Annotated in this window: 19 protein-coding genes and 1 pseudogene; 9 read left to right on the top strand and 11 right to left on the bottom strand. The window is 63.0% G+C overall.

The window, feature by feature from the left end; all coding sequences use genetic code 11:
• Positions 1–44: 44 nt before the first annotated feature.
• From phaC (THL1_RS26395) to THL1_RS26355, 9 genes are all read right to left on the bottom strand, one after another.
• Positions 45–1727 carry a class II poly(R)-hydroxyalkanoic acid synthase gene (gene phaC, locus THL1_RS26395; RefSeq protein ID WP_069086008.1) on the bottom strand — a complete coding sequence of 561 codons (1683 nt, stop codon included), beginning with the start codon at positions 1725–1727 and terminating at the stop codon, positions 45–47.
• A gap of 172 nt (positions 1728–1899) precedes the next feature.
• Positions 1900–2757 (bottom strand): poly(3-hydroxyalkanoate) depolymerase, encoded by an 858-nt coding sequence (gene phaZ / locus THL1_RS26390; protein WP_069086007.1) that lies wholly within the window; start codon positions 2755–2757, stop codon positions 1900–1902.
• 153 nt (positions 2758–2910) lie between these two features.
• Positions 2911–4590, bottom strand: a complete 1680-nt coding sequence (gene phaC, locus THL1_RS26385; protein WP_069086006.1) for a class II poly(R)-hydroxyalkanoic acid synthase — start codon at positions 4588–4590, stop codon at positions 2911–2913.
• Between the two features lie 275 nt (positions 4591–4865).
• Complete coding sequence (locus tag THL1_RS26380; protein WP_069086005.1) at positions 4866–5240, bottom strand: gamma-butyrobetaine hydroxylase-like domain-containing protein; 375 nt, start codon at positions 5238–5240, stop codon at positions 4866–4868.
• Positions 5241–5298: 58 nt separating this feature from the next.
• Entirely contained in the window at positions 5299–6636 is a 1338-nt protein-coding gene (hslU, locus tag THL1_RS26375) for an ATP-dependent protease ATPase subunit HslU (protein ID WP_069086004.1), read from the bottom strand.
• 29 nt (positions 6637–6665) lie between these two features.
• Positions 6666–7196, bottom strand: coding sequence for an ATP-dependent protease subunit HslV (hslV, locus tag THL1_RS26370; protein ID WP_069086003.1), 531 nt, complete (start codon positions 7194–7196; stop codon positions 6666–6668).
• Between the two features lie 240 nt (positions 7197–7436).
• Positions 7437–8153 (bottom strand): SPOR domain-containing protein, encoded by a 717-nt coding sequence (locus THL1_RS26365; protein ID WP_069086002.1) that lies wholly within the window; start codon positions 8151–8153, stop codon positions 7437–7439.
• Between the two features lie 6 nt (positions 8154–8159).
• On the bottom strand, positions 8160–9899 hold the full coding sequence (gene argS, locus THL1_RS26360; RefSeq protein ID WP_069086001.1) for an arginine--tRNA ligase: 1740 nt from the start codon (positions 9897–9899) through the stop codon (positions 8160–8162).
• A gap of 138 nt (positions 9900–10037) precedes the next feature.
• Entirely contained in the window at positions 10038–12296 is a 2259-nt protein-coding gene (locus THL1_RS26355; protein WP_162493740.1) for a primosomal protein N', read from the bottom strand.
• 130 nt (positions 12297–12426) lie between these two features.
• Here THL1_RS26355 and rpmE point away from each other — a divergent pair, with 130 nt between their 5' ends.
• From rpmE to THL1_RS26335, 4 genes are all read left to right on the top strand, one after another.
• Positions 12427–12639 carry a 50S ribosomal protein L31 gene (gene rpmE / locus THL1_RS26350; RefSeq protein ID WP_003453200.1) on the top strand — a complete coding sequence of 71 codons (213 nt, stop codon included), beginning with the start codon at positions 12427–12429 and terminating at the stop codon, positions 12637–12639.
• Between the two features lie 26 nt (positions 12640–12665).
• Positions 12666–13466: a thermonuclease family protein gene (locus THL1_RS26345; protein ID WP_069085999.1), complete on the top strand. Its 801-nt coding sequence runs from the start codon at positions 12666–12668 to the stop codon at positions 13464–13466.
• Positions 13463–14917 (top strand): M48 family metalloprotease, encoded by a 1455-nt coding sequence (locus THL1_RS26340; protein ID WP_069085998.1) that lies wholly within the window; start codon positions 13463–13465, stop codon positions 14915–14917. Before THL1_RS26345 ends, THL1_RS26340 begins: the two co-directional genes overlap by 4 nt.
• 99 nt (positions 14918–15016) lie before the next feature.
• Entirely contained in the window at positions 15017–16285 is a 1269-nt protein-coding gene (locus THL1_RS26335; protein ID WP_069085997.1) for a malic enzyme-like NAD(P)-binding protein, read from the top strand.
• A 126-nt stretch (positions 16286–16411) separates the two neighbouring features.
• Here the strand turns inward: THL1_RS26335 and THL1_RS26330 are convergent.
• Positions 16412–17223 (bottom strand): annotated as a pseudogene (locus THL1_RS26330) (transposase).
• Between the two features lie 110 nt (positions 17224–17333).
• Positions 17334–19769: a penicillin-binding protein 1A gene (locus tag THL1_RS26325; protein WP_162493739.1), complete on the bottom strand. Its 2436-nt coding sequence runs from the start codon at positions 19767–19769 to the stop codon at positions 17334–17336.
• Between the two features lie 184 nt (positions 19770–19953).
• Between THL1_RS26325 and THL1_RS26320 the strand changes: the two genes are divergently transcribed.
• From THL1_RS26320 to pilQ, 5 genes are read left to right on the top strand one after another with little or no spacing between them, the layout of a single operon-like run.
• On the top strand, positions 19954–21018 hold the full coding sequence (locus THL1_RS26320; RefSeq protein ID WP_069085995.1) for a pilus assembly protein PilM: 1065 nt from the start codon (positions 19954–19956) through the stop codon (positions 21016–21018).
• Entirely contained in the window at positions 21018–21632 is a 615-nt protein-coding gene (gene pilN / locus THL1_RS26315; protein ID WP_069085994.1) for a type 4a pilus biogenesis protein PilN, read from the top strand. Before THL1_RS26320 ends, pilN begins: the two co-directional genes overlap by 1 nt.
• Entirely contained in the window at positions 21629–22252 is a 624-nt protein-coding gene (pilO, locus tag THL1_RS26310; protein ID WP_069085993.1) for a type 4a pilus biogenesis protein PilO, read from the top strand. The genes pilN and pilO overlap by 4 nt, the downstream gene beginning before the upstream one ends.
• A complete protein-coding gene (gene pilP, locus THL1_RS26305) occupies positions 22249–22782 on the top strand; it encodes a type 4a pilus biogenesis lipoprotein PilP (RefSeq protein WP_069085992.1) in 534 nt (177 codons plus the stop codon). Before pilO ends, pilP begins: the two co-directional genes overlap by 4 nt.
• 54 nt (positions 22783–22836) lie before the next feature.
• Positions 22837–24939 carry a type IV pilus secretin PilQ gene (gene pilQ, locus THL1_RS26300; RefSeq protein ID WP_069085991.1) on the top strand — a complete coding sequence of 701 codons (2103 nt, stop codon included), beginning with the start codon at positions 22837–22839 and terminating at the stop codon, positions 24937–24939.
• Positions 24940–24942 lie beyond the last annotated feature (3 nt).

Below are 24942 nucleotides of genomic sequence, written 5' to 3'. Positions count from 1 at the left end.
GGTGATGGGCTGGCCGGGGCGTGCCCGGCCGGCCCGCAAGGGTGTCAGCGTACGTGCACGTAGGTTCCAGGCGCGGCTTCCATGGGCGGATAGTCCTGGTTGCCCAGGGCCATGATGGTTTCCCGCTGTTCGCCTGAGCGCTCCTGGATCCAGCCCAGCCACTGCGGCCACCAACTGCCCTGCACGTGCTTGGCGTCGTAATACCAGGCGCGCGGATCGGAGCTGAGCTTGCCATTCTCGTAGAAGTTGGCCTTGGGATTGCCCGGCGGGTTGAGGATGCTCTGGATATGGCCGCTGCTGGACAGCACGAAGCGGCTGTCGCCTCCCAGCAGCAGTGCCGAGCGGTAGACCGCGTCCCACGGCGTGATGTGGTCGTTGATGCCGGCGACATTGAAACTGTCCACCGTGACCTTCTGCAGGTCGATGGGGGTGCCGCAGATTTCCAGGCCGCCGCTGCGGGCCAGTGGGTTGTGCTTGAAGAAGTCCAGCATGTCGCCGTGCAACGCGGCGGGAAGGCGGGTGTTGTCGTTGTTCCAGTAAAGGATGTCGAAGGCCGGCGGCTGGCGACCCAGCAGGTAGTTGTTGACGAAGTAGTTCCACACCAGGTCGTTGGGGCGCATCCAGGCGAAGACCTTGGCCATGTCCTTCCCGTCCAGTACGCCAGCCTGGTAGGAGCGGCGCTTGGCCGCTTCCAGGGTCTGTTCATCGGCGAAGAGCATCGCGGGGCTTTCCACCTGGCTGTCCAGCAGGCTGACCAGGTAGGTGGAGCTGGTGACCTTGCGCAGTTGTCGGCGCGCCTGCAGGTGCCCTTGCAGTGCGGCGATGGTGAGACCGCCGGCACATGCTCCCACCAGGTTCACTTCCTTGCTGCCAGTAATGGCGCGGCAGGCTTCAAAGGCTTCTTCCAGGGCTTGTACATAGGTCGACAGGCCCCATTCGCGGTGTCGCGCGTCGGGGTTGCGCCAGCTGACCATGAACACTTGCAGGCCATTCTTCAGCGCGTATTGGACAAAGCTCTTCTCCGGGCTGAGGTCGAAGATGTAGTACTTGTTGATCTGCGGCGGCACCACCAGCAGCGGGCGCAGGTACTGCTTCTCGCTCATGGGTTTGTACTGGATCAGTTCCAGCAACTCGTTGCGGAAGACCACGGCGCCGGTGGTGGTGGCAAGGTTGCGACCGATTTCGAAGGCGTGCTTGCTGACCTGGCTGGGCATGCCGTCGTTGTGCAGCAGGTCGTCCACCAGATGGCCGAGTCCCTTGACCAGGCTGAGGCCGCCGGTGTTGAAGAGCTCCTTCACCGCCAGCGGGTTAAGCAAGCTGTTGGTGGGCGAAAAGGCGTCGCTCAGTTGGGCGAGGACGAACCGGGCACGCGCTCGGTCGTCGTCCTTGAGGTCGCTCTCGTCGATCCATGCGCTCAGTTGTTTCTGCCAGGCCAAGTAGACCTGCAGGCCGCGCCGATAGAAGGGATTATGCTGCCAGGACGGGTCGGCGAAGCGGCTGTCCTGCGGATTGGGCTGATGCAGCGTATCGCCGAGCAGCGCACGGCCGACCTGGCCGCCGAAGGCGAGCGCGTGCCGCGCGCTGTGCACCGGATGCCGCAGTCCTTGCAGCGCCAGATTGCGCACTGTGGAAAACAGATCCTTGCCGCGCAGACCGACTATGGCGTTCTGGGCGTTCATGAAGGCGGCAGGTACCGGCAAGGTGCCCGGGATTTGTTTTTCTCGCATGGGGCAACGCTCCGTATTCGGTCCGTGGTTCAGGAGGTCTACAGCAAGGGTTGTACCATCAGGAGCCCGAAGTGCATTCCAGACTATCGCGGGCAGAATTCAAGTTGATGACAATGCGCACCGCTCTGGTTCGGGCGCCAAACCACCGCCCCACAAGGGAGCGGTAGCGGTTTCAACCGCTTCGCAGCGGCACTGCCTGGGGGTGGATCACCGCCCGCTGACGTTCCTCGGCGAGGAATTTCATGATGATCGGTGCCACGGTTTCGGCACGGGTCACGAGGAACAGGTGACCGTCGTCGATCACGTGAAGTTCCGCGTTGGGGATGCGCCAGGCCAGCAAGCGCATGTTCACCAGCGGGATGATCGGATCATCGTCGCCGGCCAGCACCAGGGTTGGCTGGCGAATGCGGTGCAGCCAATGGATGCTGGTCCAGCCAAGCCCGGCGAACAGTTGCCAGTAGTAGCCCATCTTGCCGGAGGAGCGCACCTTGCTGGCGTGGGCCATGGCCAGGCCCGGGTCGCGGCGGAATGCACCGCCGTAGATATCCGGGGCAATGTGCACGCCGTAGGACGGCTGGATGTAGCGCCGAGGGCTGGCCATGCGCCAGAGGACCTTGGGCTTGCCTGGCACCATCACGGCGCCGGCCGAGGTGGCGGCGAGGATCAGTTTCTTGCAGCGCTCGGGATAGTCGTGGGCGAACTGCTGGGCCAGGGCGCCTCCCCATGACACGCCGATGGCGCTGACCTGCCCGTAGTCCAGGTAATCCAGCATGCGCGCGGCCAGCTTGGCCAAGCCGCAGAAGCGGTAGGGTCGGCTCGGCGTGGACGAGCCACCGACGCCTGGCACATCGAAGGCAATCACCTCCAGGTCCGGGTCCAGGGCCTGGACGAAGGGGAACACCAGTTCGAGGTTGGCGCCGATGCCGTTGAAGATCAGCAGCGGTGTCATGTGCGACTTGCCGGGGCGGACGGCGGTTCGGATGGTCTGTCCGTCCAGCTCGATGGTGCGGAATACGAAAGGTAGCGGCATGCGCGGAGCCCTATTGATTGGAAAGTCGGGCAAGGCCGCCAGGCGCCTTTCCCGAATCTGCCAGGCGGTGCCTGGGCAGCGCCGTCGGCAAGTGCCGACGGCGCGCAAGGCACATCCCGGTGCCAGGGGCAGTGGTGCGCAGGGCGCAGTCTGTCATCGCTCGTGCACGTAGGTGCCGGGCGCCGCTTCACCGGCCGGGAAGGCCTTGTTGCCCAGGGTGAAGTTGGCTTTCTTGGTCTTGCCGGAGCGCTCGCTGATCCACTGTTGCCAGTGCAGCCACCAGGAGTCGGCGTGTTTGGTGGCGTTCTCCAGCCAGACCTTGGGATCGGCCGGCATGTCGCTGCTGGTGGAGAAGCGCGCCTTGGGGTTGCCCGGCGGGTTGAGAATGCTCTGGATGTGGCCGCTGTTGGACAGCACGAACTCGCACTTGCCACCCAGCAGTCGCGCTGAGCGATAGCAGGCCTCCCACGGGGTGATATGGTCCGAGGTGCCGGCGAGGCAGTAGAAGTCGCAGGTGACCTGCTTGAGGTCGATGGGGGTGCCGCAGACCTCCAGCGCGTTGGCGCGGGTCAGCGGGTTGGTCTTGAACATCTCCACCAGCTCGCCGTGGAAGGCCGCGGGCAGGCGCGTGGTGTCGTTGTTCCAGTAGAGGATGTCGAAGGCCGGTGGCTCGTTGCCGAGCAGGTAGTTGTTGACCCAGTAATTCCAGATCAGGTCGTTGGGGCGCATCCAGGCGAAGACCTTGGCCATGTCCTTGCCCTCCAGCACGCCGGCTTGGTAAGAGCGGCGTTTGGCGGCTTCGAGGGTCATTTCGTCGGCGAACAGGGCGACCTGGGTGTCGAGATTGAAGTCGAGCACGCTGACCATCTGGGTGAAGGCATTGACCTTGTTCTCGCCGATGGCCTGGTAGTGACCGAGCAGGGCGACCGTGGTGATGCCGCCGGAACAGGCCCCAAGCATGTTGAGGTCCTTGCTCCCGGTGATCTTCAGCACCACATCGATGGTTTCCTTGAGGGCCTCGATGTAGGTGGACAGGCCCCATTCGCGCTGGGCCTTGGTCGGGTTGCGCCAACTGATGATGAAGGTTTGCAGGCCGTTGCGCAGGCAGAAGCGCGCGAGGCTTTTCTCCGGCGACAGGTCGAAGACGTAGAACTTGTTGATCTGCGGCGGCACCACCAGCAGGGGGCGCTCATGCACGCTTTCGGTAATGGGCTTGTACTGGATCAGCTCGAGGACGTCGTTGCGATAGACCACGGCGCCTTCGGTGGTGGCGACGTTCTGGCCGACCTCGAAGGCGTCCATGTTCACCTGGCTGGGCATGCCGCCGTTGTTCACCATGTCCTTGGCCAGGTGGGAGAGGCCATCCAGCAGGCTCTTGCCGCCGGTTTCGAAGAAGCGCTTGACCGCTGCCGGGTTGGCCATGGTGTTGGTGGGGGCCATGGCTTCGGTCATCAGGTTGATGACGAAGTGGCCGCGGCTGGTGTCCTGGGCAGAGAGGTTGCTTTCGTCGATCCAGCTGTGCAGCTCCTTGCGCCAGGCGAGGTAGGTCTGCAGGTAGCGCTTGTAGAGCGGATTCTGGCTCCAGGCCGGATCGTTGAAACGGCGGTCGTCGGCTTCCGGTTGCAGGCCGGATTGGCCGAGCAGCACGTTCTTCAGTTCCAGGCCGAAATGAGCGACATGTTTTGCACTGTGGAAAGGTTGCTTGATGGCTTGCAACAGCACCATCCGAGCTGAAGACAGCAAGTCCTTGCCGCGGATCCCTATCACCGGATTGAGGTTCAGGGTGTTGTCCGAGGCTTGGCGTTGCAGGTCTTCATTGTTCTTGTTGCTCATCTACGACGCTCCATTGTCCTGAGTCGAACAGCGCCTGGCGGTACAGCGCGCTGAGTCGCTCGGGTTACCGGGAAGGCGAAGCGAACTTCGCGTATTTCTCTGTATCTGGCGATGCCAAATGCATGGACCCTGCCAGATCTTGGTTACCCGAGTTTGTCAGTTTGCGCAAGCTGACCGCAGAGAGTTCGCTGCAGCGGGAGTATGTCGCGAGCGATTAGAAAATACGCCCTAACCTTGGGCGGCAAGGGCTGGAATGGGGCGCGGAATGCACTGCATCAGAGCATGAGCTTGACCACCGATTCGTCGGGGTCGCGGGAGCGGCCGGCCGCTGCAAGCTCCTGCAGATAGTCGTTCCACAGCGCTTCCTGGCGGGTGGCGAGCTGGTAGAGGTAGTCCCAGGTGAACAGGCCGCTGTCGTGGCCATCGTCGAAGGTCAATTTCAGGGCATAGTTGCCGGCCGGTTCCAGCTTGCTCAGGCCGACATTGATCTTGCCGTACTGGAGGATCGGTTTGCCGTGGCCCTGTACCTCGGCAGAAGGAGAATGCACGCGCAGGAACTCGGCGCTGAGCGTGTAGCTTTCCCCTGGCCCGTACTTGAGGGTCAGGGTTCTGGACGCCTTGTGCAGTTCGATACCGCTGGGGATTCGCATTTCGGGGTCTCCAATAACAGAAAGCCGGCGAGTGCCGGCTGTCCGTGATCCGCGTCTGTCAGAGAATGTAGCGCGAAAGGTCTTCGTCCTGGGCCAGTTCGCCGAGGTGGCCGTTGACGTAGGCCGCGTCGATGCGAATCGGCGTCTCGTCATGCTGCGCGGCGAGGTCGCCAGCGCTGAAGGAGACTTCTTCCAGCAGGCGTTCGAGCAGGGTGTGCAGGCGGCGAGCACCGATGTTCTCGGTCTTCTCGTTGACCTGCCAGGCGATCTCGGCCAGGCGCTTGATGCCGTCCTGCAGGAACTCGACGTTCAGGCCTTCGGTCTTCAGCAGCGCGCTGTACTGCTCGGTCAGCGACGCGTGGGGCTCGGTGAGAATGCGCTCGAAATCTTCCGGCGAGAGGGCTTTGAGCTCGACGCGGATCGGCAGGCGGCCCTGAAGCTCCGGCACCAGATCGCTGGGCTTGGACAGGTGGAAGGCGCCGGACGCGATGAACAGGATGTGGTCAGTCTTGACCATGCCCAGCTTGGTGTTCACGGTGCAGCCTTCGATCAGCGGCAGCAGGTCGCGTTGCACGCCTTCGCGGGAGACATCAGCGCCGCCGACATTGCCGCGCTTGGCGACCTTGTCGATCTCGTCGATGAAGACGATGCCGTTCTGCTCCACGGCTTCCAGGGCAGCGGCTTTCAGCTCTTCCTCGTTGACCAGGCGCGCGGCTTCTTCGTCGCGTACCAGCTTCATGGCTTCCTTGACCTTCAGCTTGCGGGTCTTGTGCTTGCCCTTGCCAAGGTTGGAGAAGAGGTTCTGCAGCTGGTTGGTCATTTCCTCCATGCCGGGCGGGGCCATGATTTCCACGCCGGCCGGGGACTCGGCCACGTCGATATCGATTTCCTTGTCGTCCAGCTGGCCTTCGCGCAGGCGCTTGCGGAACAGCTGACGCGTGTTCGAGTCTTCGCGCGGCTGCTCATCGCCGAAGCCGGTGCGGGCCGGGGGCAGCAGGGCGTCGAGGACGCGCTCTTCGGCGGCGTCTTCGGCACGGTAACGGACCTTGTGCATCTCCTGCTCGCGCATCATCTTGATCGCCGCGTCGGCGAGGTCGCGGATGATCGATTCGACGTCCCGGCCGACGTAGCCCACTTCGGTGAACTTGGTCGCCTCGACCTTGAGGAAGGGGGCGTTGGCCAGCTTGGCCAAGCGGCGGGCGATCTCGGTCTTGCCGACGCCGGTCGGGCCGATCATCAGGATGTTCTTCGGCGTGACCTCGGCGCGCAGCTCGGCCGGCAGCTGCATGCGCCGCCAGCGGTTGCGCAGGGCAATGGCGACGGCGCGCTTGGCGTCGTCCTGGCCAACGATGTGGCGATTGAGTTCGTGGACGATTTCGCGGGGCGTCATGGACATGAAAATGGCTCCAATGCGGGACGGCAGCCTTATTCGGCGCTGTCCAGCTCCTCGATGGTCAGGTTCTGGTTAGTGAAGACGCAAATGGAGCCGGCGATGTTCAACGCGGTCTCGGTGACTTCACGGGCGGACAATTCGGTGTGTTGCAACAGGGCCAGAGCAGCGGCCTGGGCGAAACCGCCGCCGGAGCCCATGGCGATAAGGCCCTGCTCGGGTTCGACCACGTCACCGTTGCCGGTGATGATCAGCGAGGCGTCCTTGTTCGCCACAGCGAGCATGGCTTCCAGGCGGCTCAGGGAACGGTCGGTACGCCAGTCCTTGGCCAGTTCGACGGCCGCGCGGACCAGATGGCCCTGGTGTTTTTCCAGCTGCCCTTCGAAGCGTTCGAACAGGGTGAAGGCGTCGGCGGTGGCACCGGCGAAGCCGGCCAGGACCTGGCCGTGGTAGAGACGGCGGACCTTGCGGGCATTGCTCTTCATGACGGTGTTGCCGAGGGAAACCTGGCCGTCGCCGCCCATGACGACTTTGCCATTGCGGCGGACTGAAACGATGGTGGTCAAGGGGAGAGTCTCCACGCAGCGGGGCGAAATGCCCGAATGGAAACTCAGATGGGGGGCCTTGCCCGGCTTTTCAACCGGGCACGGACGATTGGCAGACTGTTGAAAAACTACCTGCGTTGCCGGTGCTTCGTTAGAAACAGGCTCAAAATGCTCATTTACAACTCGTAAACTCCGCTTTTTCGCCTGTTTCTGCCTCGCATCGGCTGCCTCGCCGACGTTTTTCAACGAGCCGCCAGCAGCTCAACGGCTCTGGCGCTGCTGTAACAGCAGGTTGCTGAAGCCGCTTCCCGCCAGTTGCTTCTGCGCCGAGGCGAGTTGCTCGCGGTTGGCGTAGGGACCGACCAGTACGCGGTACCAGGTTTCCTCGCGGACGGTACCGGATTCCACCTGCACGTTCTGCCCGAGCAGGATGATCTGCGCACGTACCCGGTCGGCGTCATCGCGCTTGCGGAACGAACCGGCCTGGAGGAAGAACTGGTTGGTGACCGGTGCCTTGGCCACCACCGGCGGCGGAGGCGGGGTCTCGCCATTGAGGGCGGCCTGGGCGCGCGCGGCGTCGATCTTGGCGGCTTCTTCCGGGGTGACCGGCTTCTGCTCCGGCTGCGCGGGCGGCGTCTCCTTCTGCACCGCCTCCGGCGGAACTATGACTTCCGACTCCGGCAGCAGCGTGTAGAAGTCGTACTTGGGCTTCACCGGTTCCTGGGGCGCTGGCGCTGGCGCTGGCGTTGGCTTGGCCTTGCCGTTGCCATTGCTGCCACCACTGGCGCTGCCAGAGGCTGCTTGCTCGGGCTTGGCCCGGCGCACTTCGTCGCGGCCCGGCTCGAGCTGGCTCAGGAACACCACGAAGGCGCCGATGACCAGGCCCATGACCAGCCAGACCCAGCCGGGCACCGGTTTCTTGGCCGGCGCCTGGTAGCGGCTGGCTCCGCGCTTGGGTGCAGGTTTTTTCTTCGCCATAGTCCGTTACATGCGTTCCAGGGTTTGCAGGCCCAGCAGTTCGAGACCTTGCTTGAGGGTGCGGCCGGTCAGTGCGGCAAGGCGCAGGCGGCTCTGCTGGGTCGCCTGGTCTTCCGCGGTGAGGATCGGGCAGTTCTCGTAGAAACTGGAGAACAGGCCGGCCAGGTCGTAGAGGTAGGCACAGAGGATGTGCGGCACGCCTTTCGCAGCGACGTTGTTCAGGGTGTCGGTAAACTGCGCCAGCTTGGCGGCCAGGGCTTGCTCCTGTTCGGCAGCGAGGACGATCTGGCCGTCCACTTCGTTGAAGTCCAAGCCCCGCTTGCGGAACACACTGGCCACACGGGTGTAGGCGTAGAGCAGGTAGGGCGCGGTGTTGCCCTCGAAGCTCAGCATCATTTCGAAGTTGAAGCTGTAGTCGCTGGTGCGGTGTTTTGACAGGTCGGCGTACTTCACGGCACCGATGCCCACTGCGCGGGCGATCTGACGCAACTCGGCTTCGTCCAGCTCGGGGTTCTTGGCCTTCACGAGGTCGTAGGCGCGCTGTTCGGCTTCGTCCAGCAGGTCGATCAGCTTCACGGTGCCGCCGTCGCGGGTCTTGAAGGGGCGGCCATCGGCGCCGTTCATGGTGCCGAAACCCATGTGTTCCATCTCGAAGCTCGTCGGCACGAAGCCCGCCAGGCGAGCAGCGGCGAAGACCATCTGGAAGTGCAGGGCCTGGCGCTGGTCGACGAAGTACAGCGCGCGGTCGGCCTTGAGCACGCCGCTGCGGTAGCGGGTGGCAGCCAGGTCGGTGGTGGCATAGAGATAGCCGCCGCCGGCTTTCTGCACGATCAGCGGCAGCGGGTTGCCTTCGGCGTTCTTGAACTCGTCCATGAATACGCACAGGGCACCGTCGCTCTCGGTGAGCAGCCCCTTGGTGCGCAGGTCGGCAACCACATTGGGCAGGTCGTCGTTGTAGGCGCTTTCGCCCTTCACGTCGGCCATGGTGAGCTTCACGCCGAGGCGGTCGTAAACAGCCTGGCAGTGGCTCAGGGAGATATCGTTGAAGCGGGTCCACAGGCTCAGGCAGTCGGGGTCGCCGGCTTGCAGCTTGACCACCAGCTCGCGGGCGCGGTCGGCGAATTCGGGGGATTCGTCGAAGCGCTTCTTGGCGGCGCGGTAGAAGGATTCCAGGTCGGAGAGTTCGGCATCGCTGCCTACCGGCTGTTCCTGCATGTAGGCCAGCAGCATGCCGAACTGGGTGCCCCAGTCGCCCACGTGGTTCTGGCGGATCACGGTGTCACCGAGGAACTCCAGGACGCGGGCCACGCCGTCACCGATGATGGTGGAGCGCAGGTGGCCGACGTGCATCTCCTTGGCCAGGTTCGGCGCCGACAAGTCGACGACGACGCGCTGTTGCGGGCCGTTCTTGCGTACGCCGAGGCGGTCGTCGGCCAGGGCCGCTTCGAGGCGCTGGGCCAGGGCCTGGGAGTTCTGGAAGAAGTTCAGGAAGCCGGGGCCGGCGATCTCCACCTTGGACACCTGGTCGTCCTGGGGCAGGGCGGCGATGAGCTTCTCCGCCAGGTCGCGCGGCTTCATGCTGGCGGGTTTGGCCAGCATCATGGCGATGTTGCTGGCGAAGTCGCCGTGGGTCTTGTCCTTGGTGTTTTCCACCTGGATGACCGGGCTGAGGCCCTCGGGCAGCACGCCCTCGTTGGTGAGACGGGTCAGGGCTTGCTGGATCAGCTGGCGAATGGTGTCTTTCATCTTCTGCTCTTCCGGCCGCCCTGGGGAGGGCTGGCGCTGGTTGAAAACTGTGCATTATCGGCGGCCTGCGGCCGCAGCTTCAAGTTTTAAGCGGCGAGCTGCAAGGGCCAATCGGTGATATCGGCCGGGTGGTCCGCGCTAGAACAGGTCGATGGGGTCGACGTCCAGCGACCAACGTACCGCGCGGCCACCAGGTAGTTGTTCCAGTGCCTGGCTCCAGGGCGTCAGCAGGCGGTGCAGCGGGGCGCGGGCGTTGGCCTGCAGTAGCAGCTGCGCCCGGTAGCGGCCGGCACGGCGCTCCATGGGCGCGGGAACCGGCCCCAGCAGTTCGACGCCGCTCAGGCCCAGCTCCGTCAGCATGTGCTCGGCCTCGGCGCAGGCGTTGTCGAGAAACTCCTCCGCCTGGCCGGGTTTGTGGGCTTCGGCACGGAGCAGGGTGAGGTGGGCGAAAGGTGGCAGGCCGGCGCCACGCCGTTCGCTCAGGGCTTGCTCGGCGAAGGCGAAATAGCCCTGCTCGGTGAGTTGCACGAGCAAGGGATGCTCGGCCAGGTGAGTCTGGATGATCACGCGCCCCGGCTCCTCGGCGCGCCCAGCACGGCCGGCAACCTGGACGATGAGCTGGGCCATGCGCTCGCTGGCACGGAAATCGGCGGAGAACAGGCCGCCATCGGCATCGAGAATGGCGACCAGGGTCACTCGTGGGAAGTGGTGCCCCTTGGCGAGCATCTGGGTGCCAACGAGGATGCAGGGTTCGCCGCGCTGGATGGTGGCGAACAGCTTGTCCATGGCGTCCTTGCGAGACGTGCTGTCGCGGTCGATGCGCAGCACGGGCGTCTTCGGGAAGAGGATCGACAGGCGTTCTTCGGCACGCTCGGTGCCGGCGCCCACCGGGCGCAGGTCGACCCGGCCGCAGTCGGGGCAACTGGCGGGCTGGCGCTGCGTGTGGCCGCAATGGTGACAGCGCATCTCGTTGAAGCGCTGGTGCAGCGTCATGCGGGCGTCGCAGCGCGGGCATTGGCTGATCCAGCCGCAGTCGTGGCACAGCAGGGTGGGGGCGAAACCGCGACGGTTGAGGAATACCAGCACCTGCTGCCCGGCGGCCAGGGTCTGGGTGATGGCTTGCTGCAGTGGCATGGAGATGCCGGAATCCAGCGGCAGGCTTTTCACATCCAGGCGCAGGAAGCGCGGCTGCTTGGCACCGCCGGCGCGCTGGGTCAGGCGCAGCAGGCCGTAGCGACCGGCGTGGGCGTTCTGCAGGCTCTCCAGTGAGGGGGTGGCCGAGCCCAGCAGGATCGGAATGTTCTCCTGGCGGGCGCGTACCAGTGCCAGGTCGCGGGCGTGGTAGCGCAGGCCTTCCTGTTGCTTATAGGACGCGTCGTGCTCCTCGTCGATGATGATCAGGCCGGGGTTTTTCAGTGGCGTGAACAGTGCCGAGCGTGTGCCGATGACGATGTCGGCTTCGCCGTCGCGAGCCGCCAACCAGGCATCCAGACGTTCTCGGTCGTTCACTGCAGAATGGAGCAGCGCGATCCGTGCGTTGAAGCGACGCGAGAAACGCTCGAGTGTCTGGGGGCCGAGGTTGATCTCCGGGATCAGTACCAGGGCTTGCTTGCCGGCTTCGAGGGTCTGGCGAATGAGTTGCAGGTAGACCTCGGTCTTGCCGCTGCCGGTGACGCCAGCCAGGAGCAGGGCGTTGAAACCACCGAAGGACGCATGCACCGCATCGAATGCGGCGCGTTGTTCGGGGTTGAGCGGCAACTCCGGCTGGGCCAGCAGTGGGCCGTGGCGTTCGCTGGGTGCATGGCGGCGCACTTCGACCCGGGCCAGCCCTTTCTCCAGCAGGATGTCCAGGCTGTCCTTGTTCAGCTGCAACTGGCTGAGTAACTGATGGGCGACGCCGTGGGGATGTTGTGCGAGGGTGCTCAGGGCCTGGCGCTGGCGCGGTGCACGGGCCAGGCGAGGGTCATCGAGGCTGGCGCCGGGAGCCGCGTGCCAGAAGCGCTCTTGCCGGGCTTCGGCGGGTTCGCCCTGGCGCAGCAATACCGGCAAGGCCCAACTCAGGGTGTCGCCGAGGCTGTGCTGGTAGTACTGGGCTGTCCACAGGCAGAGCTTGAACAGTGATGGTGGCAGGGGCGGATTGCTGTCCAGCAACTCCAGGGCCGGCTTGAGCTTGTCCGCCGGAACGTCGCTGTTCTCTGCCAGTTCAATCAGTACGCCGATGATCTCGCGGCGTCCGAAGGGCACGCGCAGGCGCACGCCCGGTTGCAAGGCGGCGCGAGGTACCCCGGCCGGTGCCCGGTAATCGAACAGCCGGCGCAGGGGCGAGGGCAGGGCGAGGCGCAGAATGGGGGCGTCGGGCAAGCGGGCGGTCCCTTCGAAAAGGCGCGATCTTAGCATGGTGCCGCACGACAGCCGGTGCGGCCGGCAGGTTGCAACACCCCATCACTCTGGTATCATCCCCCGCCTGTTTCCGTGCGGTGCTCGACATAGGGTCGGGTGGCGGCACGCCAGACCTGAGGATCAAGCAATGAAACCGGAAATCCATCCCGAGTACGTAGCGATCGAAGCTACCTGCAGCTGCGGTAACGTCATCAAGACCCGCTCCACCCTGGGTAAGAACATCAGCCTCGACGTATGCTCCGAGTGCCACCCGTTCTACACCGGTAAGCAGAAGGTTCTGGACACCGGCGGCCGTATCGATCGCTTCAAGCAGCGTTTCGGCGTGTTCGGCGCCAAGTAAGGGCCGAAACAGCCCGGGAAGGCCAAGTGGCCAAGTCCCCGCTGACAAGAAAGGCGCCTCTAGCAGGCGCCTTTTTCTTTTTTGCGGTCCTGAGTTTCCCCCTTCAGGCCGTCTGCCCGGTTCCGGGCAATCTCCCTACCTATAAAGTCAGAAAAGTCGTCGATGGCGACACCCTGCGCCTGATTGATGGCCGAAGCGTCCGTCTGATTGGTCTGAATGCGCCTGAATTGGCTCGCAAGGGGCGGAAGGCCGAGCCCTACGCAGAAGCGGCTCGCAAGCGTCTGGATGAACTGGTAAGGGTCAGTGGCGGGCGGGTGCAAATGCGCGTCGGGCGTGAGCCGAAGGACCGATATGGCCGGACTCTCGCACATCTCTATGACAGTCGAGGGCGAAACCTGGAAGAGCGCCTGCTCGTGGAGGGCCTGGCGTTCCACGTGGCCATTGCGCCCAATGCGGCGCTCAGCGAGTGCCACGCCGCAGCTGAGCGGACGGCGCGCCAGGCTGGGCGCGGCATCTGGCAGCGCCCGCCACAGCAGACGCCTTGGCAGCTACGCCAGGGTGGATTTGCCCTGGTGCGGGGATGGGTGACGAGGGTCGACCGGAATCGCGGCGGAGTCTGGTTGCAGCTGGATGGGCCGGTCGTGCTGCGAGTCGAGCTGAAGCAACTGCGCCAGTTCGATGCCAGTGCATTGCAGCGTTTGGCGGGACGGCGAATCGAAGCGCGGGGGTGGGTCATTGACCGTGCGCGAAGGGGCGGCGTAAATACGAAGGACTCCCGCTGGATGCTCCCGCTTACCCATCACTCCATGCTTGAGGTGCTTCGATGAAATGGCCTGCGCTCGGACTGGCGCTGCTCCTGGCTTCCTTCCTCCTGGCAGGCTGCGCGGTCAACCCGGCGACCGGACGAACCAACTTCGTGATGATGAGCGAGCAGCAGGAGCTGGACCTCGGTCGTCGCTATAACCAGGAAATCGCCAGGCAGAATCCGCGTTATGCCGATGAAAAGCTCCAGGCCTATGTGCAGCAGGTGGGGCAACGAGTTTCCACCCATAGCCACCGCAGCAATATCCCTTATCAGTTCACGGTGGTGGATTCACCGGACATCAACGCGTTCGCCCTTCCTGGTGGCTACATCTATATCCACCGTGGTCTGTTGGCCTATCTGAATTCGGAAGCCGAGCTCGCGGCCGTCCTGGGGCATGAGGTGGGGCACGTTACTGCGCGGCACAGCGTGCAGCAGCAAAGCCAGTCCACCGCCTGGAACGTACTTGGGCAGGCGGTCGCTATTGGTACTGGCGTTGGCGCGGCGGGCGACCTGACCAATGCGCTGGGTTCCGCGTTCGTGCGTGGCTACGGCCGTGACATGGAGCTGGAGGCCGATGGCCTTGGCGCCCAGTACCTCGCGCGCAGTGGCTACGACCCGCAGGCCATGATCGAAGTGGTGAAGGTGCTGAAGAACCAGGAGGACTTCGCCCGTGACCAGGCCCGGCGCAAGGGGCAGGACGCGCCGCCGTCGGGATATCACGGCCTGTTCGATACCCACCCGGACAACGACACCCGGCTGAAACAGGTGGTGGGGCCGGCCGGTGCCCTGGCGGGTGGGAATCAGGTGGTGAATCGAGAGGTCTTTCTCAAGCACCTGGAGGGGCTGCCGTTCGGCGACTCGGCGGAAACCGGTGTGCGCCGGGGTCAGGGCTTCTACCACACCGAATTGAACTTCACCTTTCAATTTCCCGAGGGCTGGGGGTTGGTGAACCGTCCTGACGCCGTGATCACCCACAGCGCCGACCAGCAGGCGTTCATTGCTATGACGCTGGATGGAAAACAGCCCGGCCTGACACCGACCGATTACCTGCGACAGAAGGCAGGCAGACAGCGCCTGGCCATGGAGGAGCCGCTGCAGCAGGCCGGGCTGCCGGGTGCTACCGCTGTGTTGCCAGGTAATCCGGCGCGCCGGGTGGCGGTAATCTACAAGGACGCCAAGGCGTATCTGTTCGTCGGCGCCATTCGCAATCGGGCATCGCTGGAGAGCCAGGACGACCACTTCCTCTCGGTCATCAGGAGCTTCCGTCCGCTGAAGAAGGAAGAGATGGCCCTGGCCCAACCATTGCGTCTGCATATGATCCAGGTGAAGTCCGGGCAGACCATTGCCAGCCTGGCCCGTGACAGCAAGCTGCCAGGGACGCAGACGGATCTGGAAAATCGTATTCGATTACTTAATAATTTGTATCCAATCGGCGAGCCGAAACCAGGAGATTGGCTTAAAGTCGTACGTTAGAGGGGTTGACGTCGGGTGACTGGACGGTCTTGTTAGCCCCCTGCATCTTGCGTATCCTCGCCCGTTACGTCTGTCACAAGCAAAAGCGGAAATGCCAAAATGTCTGATCTGAAAACGGCCGCTCTCGAATACCATGCCCAACCCCGCCCCGGGAAACTGAGTGTCGAGCTGACCAAGCCGACCGCCACCGCCCGCGACCTGTCGCTGGCCTACAGCCCGGGCGTCGCCGAGCCGGTACGCGAAATCGCGCGTGATCCTGAACTGGCCTTCAAGTACACCGGCAAGGGTAACCTGGTAGCGGTAATTTCCGACGGCACCGCAATTCTCGGTCTGGGCAACCTTGGCCCGCTGGCCTCCAAGCCGGTGATGGAAGGCAAAGGCGTTCTGTTCAAGCGTTTCGCGGGCATCGACGTCTTCGACATCGAGGTCGACGCTGAAAGCCCGCAGGCCTTCATCGACACCGTCAAGCGAATTTCCATCACCTTCGGCGGTATCAACCTCGAAGACATCAAGGCGCCCGAGTGCTTCGAAATCGAGCGCACCCTGATCGAGCAGTGCGACATTCCGGTATTCCACGATGACCAGCACGGCACCGCCATCGTGACCGCCGCCGGCATGCTCAACGCCTTGGAAATCGCTGGCAAGAGCCTGGGCGAAGCCAAGATCGTCTGCCTGGGTGCAGGCGCCGCTGCCATCTCCTGCATGAAGCTGCTGGTGAGCATGGGTGCGAAGGTCGAGAACATCTTCATGATCGACCGCAAGGGCGTGATCCACGCCGGTCGTGACGACCTGAACCAGTACAAGGCCGTGTTCGCCCACGAGACCGACAAGCGCACCCTGTCCGAGGCTCTGGATGGCGCAGACGTGTTCGTTGGCCTGTCCGGTGCCAACCTGCTGAGCCCGGAAGATCTCAAGCGCATGGCGGCCAACCCGATCGTCTTCGCCTGCTCCAACCCGGACCCGGAAATCAAGCCGGAACTGGCCCACGAGACCCGCAGCGACGTGATCATGGCCACCGGTCGCTCGGACTACCCGAACCAGGTCAACAACGTGCTGGGCTTCCCCTTCATCTTCCGCGGTGCCCTGGACGTACGCGCCACCCGCATCAACGAAGAAATGAAAATCGCCGCAGCCAACGCCCTGCGTGACCTGGCCAAAGAGCCGGTGCCGAAGGACGTCTGCGATGCCTACGGCGTAGCTTCCCTGGAATTCGGCCGCGAGTACATCATTCCGAAGCCCATGGACAAGCGCCTGATCACCGTCGTGTCCGATGCTGTGGCCAAGGCTGCCATCGAGTCCGGCGTGGCGACCCTGCCCTATCCGAAGCACTATCCGCTGAAGTCGGTGGATGACGTGTTCAACGGCTAAGCCGAGTCCCAATAAAAAGCCGCGCACATCAGGTCGTGTGAAAACGCCCTGATGTGAGGCCAGCGCAACGCCCCGACTGGTTCGGGGCGTTGCCGTTTCAGGGGTAAAGGAAAGCGCAACGCGGGCTCAGTCCATCAACTCGATCAACCGACCAGCACCGAGTACCTGAATGGCTCGTTTCAGGTTATAGGCTTGCACCGCCAAGGCCATTTCCGTGCTGGCACCGTGCAACTGGCGCAGCAGGAAGCGGCCATTGCCCAGGATCCACTGCTTCAGGTTGCCGAAGGGGTGTTCGACGATGGCTCGGCGCCTGACCATCATCTCCGGCCGCACCTGCATCCGCTGCTGCATGCGCGCAAAAGCCGTTTCAGGTACCGGCGCTTGGCTTTCGTGCACTGCGGCTGCAACGGGCAGGCGCTGCAATCGGTTCGGGCCGCGTAGATGCGCTGCGTACCGCTCACCTGCTTGAGCGGCAGCCACTGGCCCGCCGGGCACTGGTACCGGTCGCTTGCCGCGTCGCAGGTAAAGGCCTCGCGGTCAAACAGCGGCGTGTCGCCGCCCTGGTTGTTGACGCCCCGATTCGGCGGCACAAACGCAGTGATGCCCGCGTCGTCACACGCCTGGAAGGCCGCGCCATTGTCCTTGTGAAAATCGGCGATGGTCTTGAAGTCCGGCGCCAACCGGCCCAACAGCCACATGACCTCGACATTGCGCTGGCACTCGGCCTCCAGTCGGTAGAGCTTGAGCAGGTCCGCCGGGTCGTAGGGCGGACGACCGGTCTTCTGCGGTTGCGCCTTGCTGAAGCCCAAGGTCTGCAAATCCAATCGGGCCACATAGGCCTCGATCACCCGCACCAGATGGTCCTCGGGAACCAGTTCGTCCAGCGTCGGTGGAAACAGGCTGCTCTGCTGGCGCCCCTCGCCCTGGATGTAGCCCATAAACGACAATGCCCGTATCGATCGATACGGGCATTGTCTTCATCTCGACAGCGGACTGCTAGGTTTTCACACAGTCTGACTTGCGGGGCTTTTTATTGGGCACCTGTTCGTCAGAACAGGTCGATGGGTGCGGCTTCGTCTGCGGGCAGCGGGCTGCCGGGTATGGCCAGGCCGGGCTCCAGTTCGCTCATGGGGGGCGGCGTGTCTTCGCTCTTGAACAGTTCGAAGAACGCGTCTGGCGTACCGGGGCTGGCGGCGCGACCGCTGAGGGGGTCGATGCGCAGAGTCAGCAGGCCTGCGGGTTCTGGCTGGACATGGGCGGGCTTGTCCTTCAGGGCAGCGCTCATGTAGTTCATCCAGATCGGCAGGGCAACGGTACCGCCGTACTCGTGGCGACCGAGGCTCTCGGGTTGGTCGAATCCAACCCAGACCGTCGTCACGTAGTCGGCGTTGTAGCCTGAGAACCAGCTGTCTTTCGACTCGTTGGTGGTGCCGGTCTTGCCCGCGATGTCGCCGCGGCCCATGGACAGGGCGCGCCGGCCAGTACCGCGCTTGATCACATCCTGCAGCATGCTGTTGAGGATGTAGGTGGTGCGCGGGTCGATGATGCGTTCGGCAACGGCAGGGGGCTGTGTCTGCGGTGCCGAGGCGTCGGTCGAGGCCAGCAGGGTGTCCGGCGCCGCGCTGCTCTCTGCGGTCTCGTTGGATTGGGCTTCGCCCTGAGGGACGCGCGGAGGGTTGGCGACGAACAGTGTCTTGCCGTCGCGGCTCTCGATGCGTTCGATCAGGTACGGCTGCACCTTGTAGCCGCCGTTGGCGAAGGTGCTCCAGCCACCGGCGATTTCCAGCGGGGTGAGGTTGGCGGTGCCAAGGGCCAGCGACAGGTTGCGAGGCAGGTCGTCCTTATTGAAGCCAAAGCGGCTGACATAGTTGAGCGCGTAGTCGATGCCAATGGCTTGCAGGACCCGGATCGACACCAGGTTGCGCGACTTGTACAGGGCTTCACGCAGGCGGATCGGCCCGAGAAAGGTGTTGTTGTCGTTCTTTGGTCGCCAGGCTTCTTCCATGCCGGCTTCCTGGAAGACGATCGGTGCGTCATTCACCAGGCTGGCGGCGGTGAAGCCGTTGTCCAGGGCTGCGGAATAAAGGAAGGGCTTGAAGCTCGAGCCGGGCTGACGCTTGGCCTGGGCTGCACGGTTGTAGTTGCTCTGCTCGAAGGAGAAACCACCGACCAGCGCGCGGATGGCGCCGTCATTCGGGTCCAGGGAAACCAGGGCGCTTTGGGCGGCAGGCAACTGGACGAAGCGGAGGCTGCCATCGGCCTGGCGTTGCACGCGGATCAGGTCGCCGACCTGCGCGACATCGGCCGGCTGCTGCGGGCGGGCGCCAAGGCTGTTGGTGTTGAGGAACGGGCGCGCCCATTTCATGCTGTCCCAGCTCACGGCTTCTTCCTGGCCGCTGCGGGTCAGGACGAGGATGCCGCTCTTCTCTACCTGGGTAACGATGGCCGGTTCCAGACCGCCCAGGGACTTCTGCTTGGTCAGTTCCTGGAGCCAGGTTTCCTTGGTCATTCCGGGCAGGCGGGTTTCCGGGCCGCGGTAGCCGTGGCGCTGGTCGTAGTCGATCAGGCCTTCGCGCAGGGAGGTACTGGCGGCTTGTTGCAGATCGCTGGGCACGGTCGTGGTAACGCGGAAGCCTTCGGTGTAGGCGTCGCTGCCATAACGGCCGACCATTTCGGCGCGGGCCATCTCGGCGATGTACGGTGCCGCCAATTCCGGCGTGGGGACGTGGTAGCTGGCGTCGATCGGCTCGTTGATCGCCTGCTGGTAGCGGGCTTCGTCAATGCGTCCGAGCTTGTACATGCGACCGAGAATCCAGTCGCGGCGCTCCTTGCTGCGTGTCGGGTTGACCAGCGGGTTGAAGCGCGAGGGCGCCTTGGGCAGGCCGGCGATCATGGCCATCTGCGCCAGGCTGATTTCACGAATGGACTTGCCGTAATACACCTGGGCCGCCGCTTCGATACCGTACGCGCGGTTACCGAGGTAGATCTTGTTCACATAAAGTTCAAGAATTTCGTCTTTGCTGAGTTCCCGTTCAATTTGAAGGGCCAGCAATATTTCATTGATCTTTCGGGAGAAACTTCTTTCGCTGGTGAGGAAGTAGTTCTTCGCCACCTGCATGGTGATGGTACTGCCGCCCGTCTGGATGTGTCCGGTCTTCAATAATTGCGTGGCAGCGCGCATCAGACTCGTGAGGTCGACGCCATAATGGTTCGCGAAATTGTCATCCTCCGCGGCAAGCAAGGCCTGGATGAAGTCCGGCGGGATGTCGGCGAAACGCACCGGGGAGCGGCGCATTTCGCCGAATTCGGCGATCAGCTTGCCGTCGCTGCTGTACACGCGCAGGGGAATCTGCAGCTGGATTCGGCGCAGCGCATCGACGGACGGAAGGCTGGGGCTAAGATAGAGGTAGGCGCCGCTGAAACTGAGCAACAAGCCACAGAAAACGGCAACGAAAGACCACCAGAAAAACTTCAGCAGGCGCATCAAGGCGTGTGGATTTCCAGGTAAAAGAATGGGTTAAGCGGTAGACGATGATAAAAGGCAAAAGCCGATCACATTATAAGCGTTTTTTTTCCGGGGGAGCCATTTGCGCTTCTGTCAAGACTGCTATTTAATGTGGAAAAACATAAATCGTCCGTAAGTCTCGGACGCTGATAGGAAATCGGTCGTGCTAGGGCTCTTCAATAAGAAAGCGAATTCGCTGTTGGGGATCGACATCAGCTCGACCTCAGTCAAGCTCCTTGAATTGAGTCGCTCGGGAAGCCGCTTCAAAGTGGAGTCCTACGCCGTCGAGCCGCTCCCGCCAAACGCGGTGGTCGAAAAGAACATCGCGGAGCTGGAGGGCGTCGGCCAGGCGCTTGCTCGCGTGGTCACCAAGGCGCGTACCGGGGTCAAGGCCGCTGCAGTGGCCGTGGCGGGTTCGGCTGTGATCACCAAGACCATCGAGATGGAAGCCGGGCTCTCCGATGATGACCTGGAGAACCAGCTGAAGATCGAGGCTGACCAGTACATCCCCTATCCGCTGGAAGAAGTGGCCATCGACTTCGAGGTGCAAGGCGCCTCTGCGCGCAACTCGGAACGCGTCGACGTGCTGCTGGCCGCTTGCCGAAAGGAAAACGTGGAAGTTCGCGAGGCCGCACTGGCCCTGGCCGGACTCACTGCGAAGGTGGTCGATGTCGAGGCTTACGCGCTTGAACGGGCCTACTCGCTGCTCTCCGCCCAGCTTGGCGAGGGCCATGATGAGCTGACGGTCGCGGTCGTCGATGTCGGTGCCACCATGACAACCCTCAGCGTGCTGCACAATGGCCGCACCATTTATACCCGCGAACAGCTCTTCGGCGGTCGCCAGTTGACCGAGGAGATTCAGCGCCGCTACGGCCTCTCGGTCGAAGAGGCCGGTCTTGCCAAGAAGCAGGGCGGTCTTCCGGACGACTACGACAGCGAGGTTCTGCAACCGTTCAAGGATGCCGTTGTTCAGCAGGTTTCCCGTTCGCTGCAGTTCTTCTTCGCTGCAGGGCAGTTCAACGATGTGGACTACATTCTCCTGGCGGGTGGTACTGCGTCCATCCCTGATCTGGATCGCCTGATCCAGCAGAAGATCGGCACCCCGACCCTGGTTGCCAACCCCTTCGCCGACATGGCACTGAGTAGCAAGGTCAATGCTGGCGCACTGGCCAGCGATGCACCGGCGCTGATGATTGCTTGCGGCTTGGCGATGAGGAGTTTCGACTGATGGCGCGCATCAACCTACTCCCCTGGCGCGAGCAGCTACGCGAGGAGCGCAAGCAGCGTTTCCTGGTGGCATTGGGAGCTGTTCTGGCGCTGGGCGCTGGCGCGGTGTTCCTGGGTGACCAGTATCTGAACAATGCAATCGAGAATCAGCAGGCGCGCAACGACTTCGTTCGCAAGGAAATCGCTGTCCTAGACGCCAGGATCAAGGAGATCAGCGAGCTGAAGACGCGCCGCCAGCAACTCCTCGAGCGTATGAAAATCATTCAGGACCTCCAGGGCAACCGGCCGATCATCGGTCGCGTGTTCGACCAACTGGTTCGCACCTTGCCGGACGGCGTTTTCTTTACCGGTCTGAAAATGTCCGGAAAGAGCATCGCCATTGTCGGTGCCGCAGAATCCAACAATCGGGTTTCCAACCTGATGCGCAACCTGGACGCGTCCGAGTGGCTGACGTCGCCGAACCTCACCGAGGTCAAGGCAGTCACCGCAGGTGCGGTCGATCAGGCCAACGTCTTCCAGCTCACCGTGCAGCAGACCCAGCCGGGCGCCGAAGACGAGCAGGACAAGAACGGCGCTGCCAAGCAAAGCGCTGCTACCACAGGAGCCGCGAAATGAGTTTCTCCGACTCCCTCGATAGCCTGCGCAAGATCGATCTGGCCGACCTGGACGTCAACAACCTGGGCTCCTGGCCCATCGCCGTAAAGGTCATTACCTGCATTCTGTTGCTGATCCTGGTTCTGGTGCTGGGTTACAACTTCCATCTCAAGGATCTTGAGACTCAGCTGGACTCCAAGCGTGCCGAGCAGGAATCCCTGAAGCAGCAGTTCGCGACCAAGGCCTTCCAGGCGGCAAACCTGGAAGCCTACAAAGAGCAGATGAAGGAGATGGAAACCTCCTTCGGCGCGCTGTTGCGCCAGCTTCCCAGTGATACCGAAGTGCCCGGCCTGCTGGAAGACATTACCCGCACCGGCCTGGGCAGCGGTCTGGAGTTCGAAGAGATCAAGCTCCTGCCCGAAGCCACCCAGCAGTTCTACATCGAGTTGCCGATCCAGATATCTGTGGTGGGTGGTTACCACGATCTGGCTACCTTCGTCAGTGGTGTCGCCAGCCTGCCGCGAATCGTTACGCTGCATGATTTCGAGATCAAGCCGGTTGCTGAAGACAGCAACTCCAAGCTGCGCATGTCGATCCTGGCCAAGACCTATCGTTACAACGACAAGGGGCTGCAGAAATGAGTAGTGCCCGCGCCCGCCTGGCGCTCTGCGCCCTGATGCTGTCCAGCCTTTCCGGTTGCGGCGTCGGCAACGACTTCAGCGATCTGCAAAGCTACATGGACGAGGTACGCGCTCGTCCCAAGGGCAATATCGAGCCTTTGCCGAAATTCCAGCCCTATGAGGCGTTCACCTACAGTGCTGCGGCCTTGCGTAGCCCCTTCCAGCCGCCGATCAAGATCGATCTGGCCAAGCAGCAGAAAGGCTCCAAGGACATTCATCCGGATGAAACCCGGGTCAAGCAGTTCCTCGAGGGCTTCAATATCGAGTCCTTCGAGATGGTGGGCACCTTGGCCAATACGTCGGGAACTTTCGCCCTGGTCAGTGGTGCAGGAGGGGTGCACCGGGTCAAGGTTGGGGATTACCTGGGGCGCAACCACGGCCGCATCGTCTCCATCGACGAAGCCAAGGTCGATGTGGTCGAAATCGTCCCGGACGGGGAGGGCGGATGGCTGGAGCGTCCGCGGAGTCTCGCGCTAAGGGAGCGCTCTTGAGGGCGAGGTGAACCGATGAAGAATAACTACCGGTCTGCACAACGGAACCAGATGATGAAAAGCTCGCTATCGCGCCTAGGTATCACGCTATTGGCCGCCCTGCTGTCGCCAGCGCTGCTGGCTGCGAACCTGCAGGCACTGGATGTTGCGGCCCTGCCGGGCGACAGGGTTGAACTCAAGCTGGCATTCGACGAGCCGGTGGCCGCTCCGCGCGGCTACACCATCGAGCAGCCCGCTCGTATTGCCCTGGACCTGCCGGGTGTATCCAACAAGCTGGGTACGAAGAACCGCGAGCTGGGCGTGGGCAATGCCCGCAGCGTGACCGTGGTCGAAGCCAAGGATCGCACCCGCCTGATCATCAACCTGTCTACCCTGGCGCCTTACAGCACCCGTGTGGATGGTCGAAATCTCTACGTGCTGGTGGGTGATGCCGGTTCCGCACCGGCCGCGTCCCGCGCCGCCAACGCAGCCCCGGCGCCCACGGCTGCTCCGCTGGCCGCATCGCAGCCGGTCAAGAGCTACGCTCGTGCCGGCCGCGCAATCGAGAACATCGATTTCCAGCGTGGCGACCAGGGTGAAGGCAATGTGGTCATTACGCTGTCCGACCCTAGCGTCAGCCCGGACATTCAGGAACAAGGTGGCAAGATTCGCCTGGACTTCTCCAAGACCCAGCTCCCTGAGCCCCTGCGCGTGCGTCTGGACGTCAAGGACTTCGCCACACCGGTGCAGTTCGTCAGCGCGTCCGGCTCTGGCAACAATGCCAGCATTAGCATCGAGCCAACCGGTTTCTATGATTACCTGGCGTACCAGACCGACAACAAACTGACCGTCAGCATCAAGCCGCTGACCCAGGATGATGTTGAAAAGCGCAAGGCTGAGCGTTTCGCCTACTCCGGCGAGAAGCTGTCGCTGAACTTCCAGGACATCGACGTGCGTTCGGTGTTGCAGCTGATTGCCGACTTCACGGACCTGAACCTGGTGGCTTCGGACACTGTGCAGGGCAACATCACCCTGCGCCTGCAGAATGTGCCCTGGGATCAGGCGCTGGATCTGGTGCTGAAGACCAAGGGTCTGGACAAGCGCAAGGTCGGTAACGTGCTGCTGGTTGCGCCGGCTGACGAGATCGCCGCGCGCGAGCGGCAGGAGCTGGAATCGCAGAAGCAGATCGCCGAGCTGGCGCCCCTGCGTCGCGAGCTGATCCAGGTGAACTACGCCAAGGCTGCGGATATTGCCAAGCTGTTCCAGTCCGTCACCAGCGGTGATCCGAGTGCTGCCGGCACTGACGAGCGCGGCTCCATCACGGTGGATGACCGTACCAACAGCATCATTGCCTATCAGACCCAGGACAAGCTGGACGAGCTGCGTCGTATCGTCACCCAACTGGATATTCCGGTTCGCCAGGTGATGATCGAAGCACGCATCGTCGAAGCCAACGTCGATTATGACAAGGCCCTGGGCGTCAACTGGCGCGGCGCGAGCATCGGCGACAACAACTTCGTCATCGGCGGCGGTGGTACTGGTCGTCCGGCTGCTAACCAGGCCGGCAACGTGAACCTCGCCAGCGCGCCCTTCGTCGATCTGGGTGCCACGGGGGCCACCTCCAGCATCGGTATCGGTTTCATCACCGATAACACCATTCTCGACCTCGAACTGTCGGCGATGGAGAAGACTGGCAATGGCGAGATCGTGTCGCAGCCGAAGGTGGTTACCTCGGACAAGGAAACCGCCAAGATCCTGAAGGGTGCCGAAGTGCCTTACCAGGAAGCCAGCTCCAGCGGCGCCACCAGCACCTCCTTCAAGGAAGCGGCCCTGTCCCTGGAAGTGACTCCGCAGATCACGCCGGACAACCGCATCATCATGGAGGTCAAGGTCACCAAGGATGAGCCGGACTTCGCCAACGCGCTGAACGGTGTACCGCCGATCAAGAAAAACGAGGTCAATGCCAAGGTACTGGTCAGCGATGGTGAAACCATTGTCATAGGTGGGGTATTCTCCAACACCCAAACCAAGGCGGTGGACAAGGTGCCCTTCCTCGGCGACCTGCCCTTCCTCGGCCGCATGTTCCGTCGCGACGTGGTTCAGGACAAGAAATCCGAGCTCCTGGTATTCCTCACTCCCCGCATCATGAACAACCAGGCCATTGCGGTGAGTCGCTGATAT

The sequence above is a fragment of the Pseudomonas sp. TCU-HL1 genome (genome assembly GCF_001708505.1).
In the GTDB taxonomy this organism is placed as follows: Bacteria; Pseudomonadota; Gammaproteobacteria; order Pseudomonadales; family Pseudomonadaceae; genus Metapseudomonas.
The sequence above is the reverse complement of the archived record's forward strand: the minus strand, read 5'-3'. Positions and strand labels throughout refer to the sequence as shown.

Bases quoted from the DNA above. Each gene is read 5' to 3' on its own strand.
- THL1_RS26325 (WP_162493739.1), bottom strand. From the start codon at position 19,769: ATGCGCCTGCTGAAGTTTTTCTGGTGGTCTTTCGTTGCCGTTTTCTGT.
- THL1_RS26380 (WP_069086005.1), bottom strand. From the start codon at position 5,240: ATGCGAATCCCCAGCGGTATCGAACTGCACAAGGCGTCCAGAACCCTG.
- pilO (WP_069085993.1), top strand. From the start codon at position 21,629: ATGAGTTTCTCCGACTCCCTCGATAGCCTGCGCAAGATCGATCTGGCC.
- phaC (WP_069086008.1), bottom strand. From the start codon at position 1,727: ATGCGAGAAAAACAAATCCCGGGCACCTTGCCGGTACCTGCCGCCTTC.
- argS (WP_069086001.1), bottom strand. From the start codon at position 9,899: ATGAAAGACACCATTCGCCAGCTGATCCAGCAAGCCCTGACCCGTCTC.
- phaZ (WP_069086007.1), bottom strand. From the start codon at position 2,757: ATGCCGCTACCTTTCGTATTCCGCACCATCGAGCTGGACGGACAGACC.
- pilP (WP_069085992.1), top strand. From the start codon at position 22,249: ATGAGTAGTGCCCGCGCCCGCCTGGCGCTCTGCGCCCTGATGCTGTCC.
- pilQ (WP_069085991.1), top strand. From the start codon at position 22,837: ATGAAAAGCTCGCTATCGCGCCTAGGTATCACGCTATTGGCCGCCCTG.
- phaC (WP_069086006.1), bottom strand. From the start codon at position 4,590: ATGAGCAACAAGAACAATGAAGACCTGCAACGCCAAGCCTCGGACAAC.
- rpmE (WP_003453200.1), top strand. From the start codon at position 12,427: ATGAAACCGGAAATCCATCCCGAGTACGTAGCGATCGAAGCTACCTGC.
- THL1_RS26355 (WP_162493740.1), bottom strand. From the start codon at position 12,296: ATGCTAAGATCGCGCCTTTTCGAAGGGACCGCCCGCTTGCCCGACGCC.
- hslU (WP_069086004.1), bottom strand. From the start codon at position 6,636: ATGTCCATGACGCCCCGCGAAATCGTCCACGAACTCAATCGCCACATC.
- THL1_RS26340 (WP_069085998.1), top strand. From the start codon at position 13,463: ATGAAATGGCCTGCGCTCGGACTGGCGCTGCTCCTGGCTTCCTTCCTC.
- pilN (WP_069085994.1), top strand. From the start codon at position 21,018: ATGGCGCGCATCAACCTACTCCCCTGGCGCGAGCAGCTACGCGAGGAG.
- THL1_RS26335 (WP_069085997.1), top strand. From the start codon at position 15,017: ATGTCTGATCTGAAAACGGCCGCTCTCGAATACCATGCCCAACCCCGC.
- THL1_RS26365 (WP_069086002.1), bottom strand. From the start codon at position 8,153: ATGGCGAAGAAAAAACCTGCACCCAAGCGCGGAGCCAGCCGCTACCAG.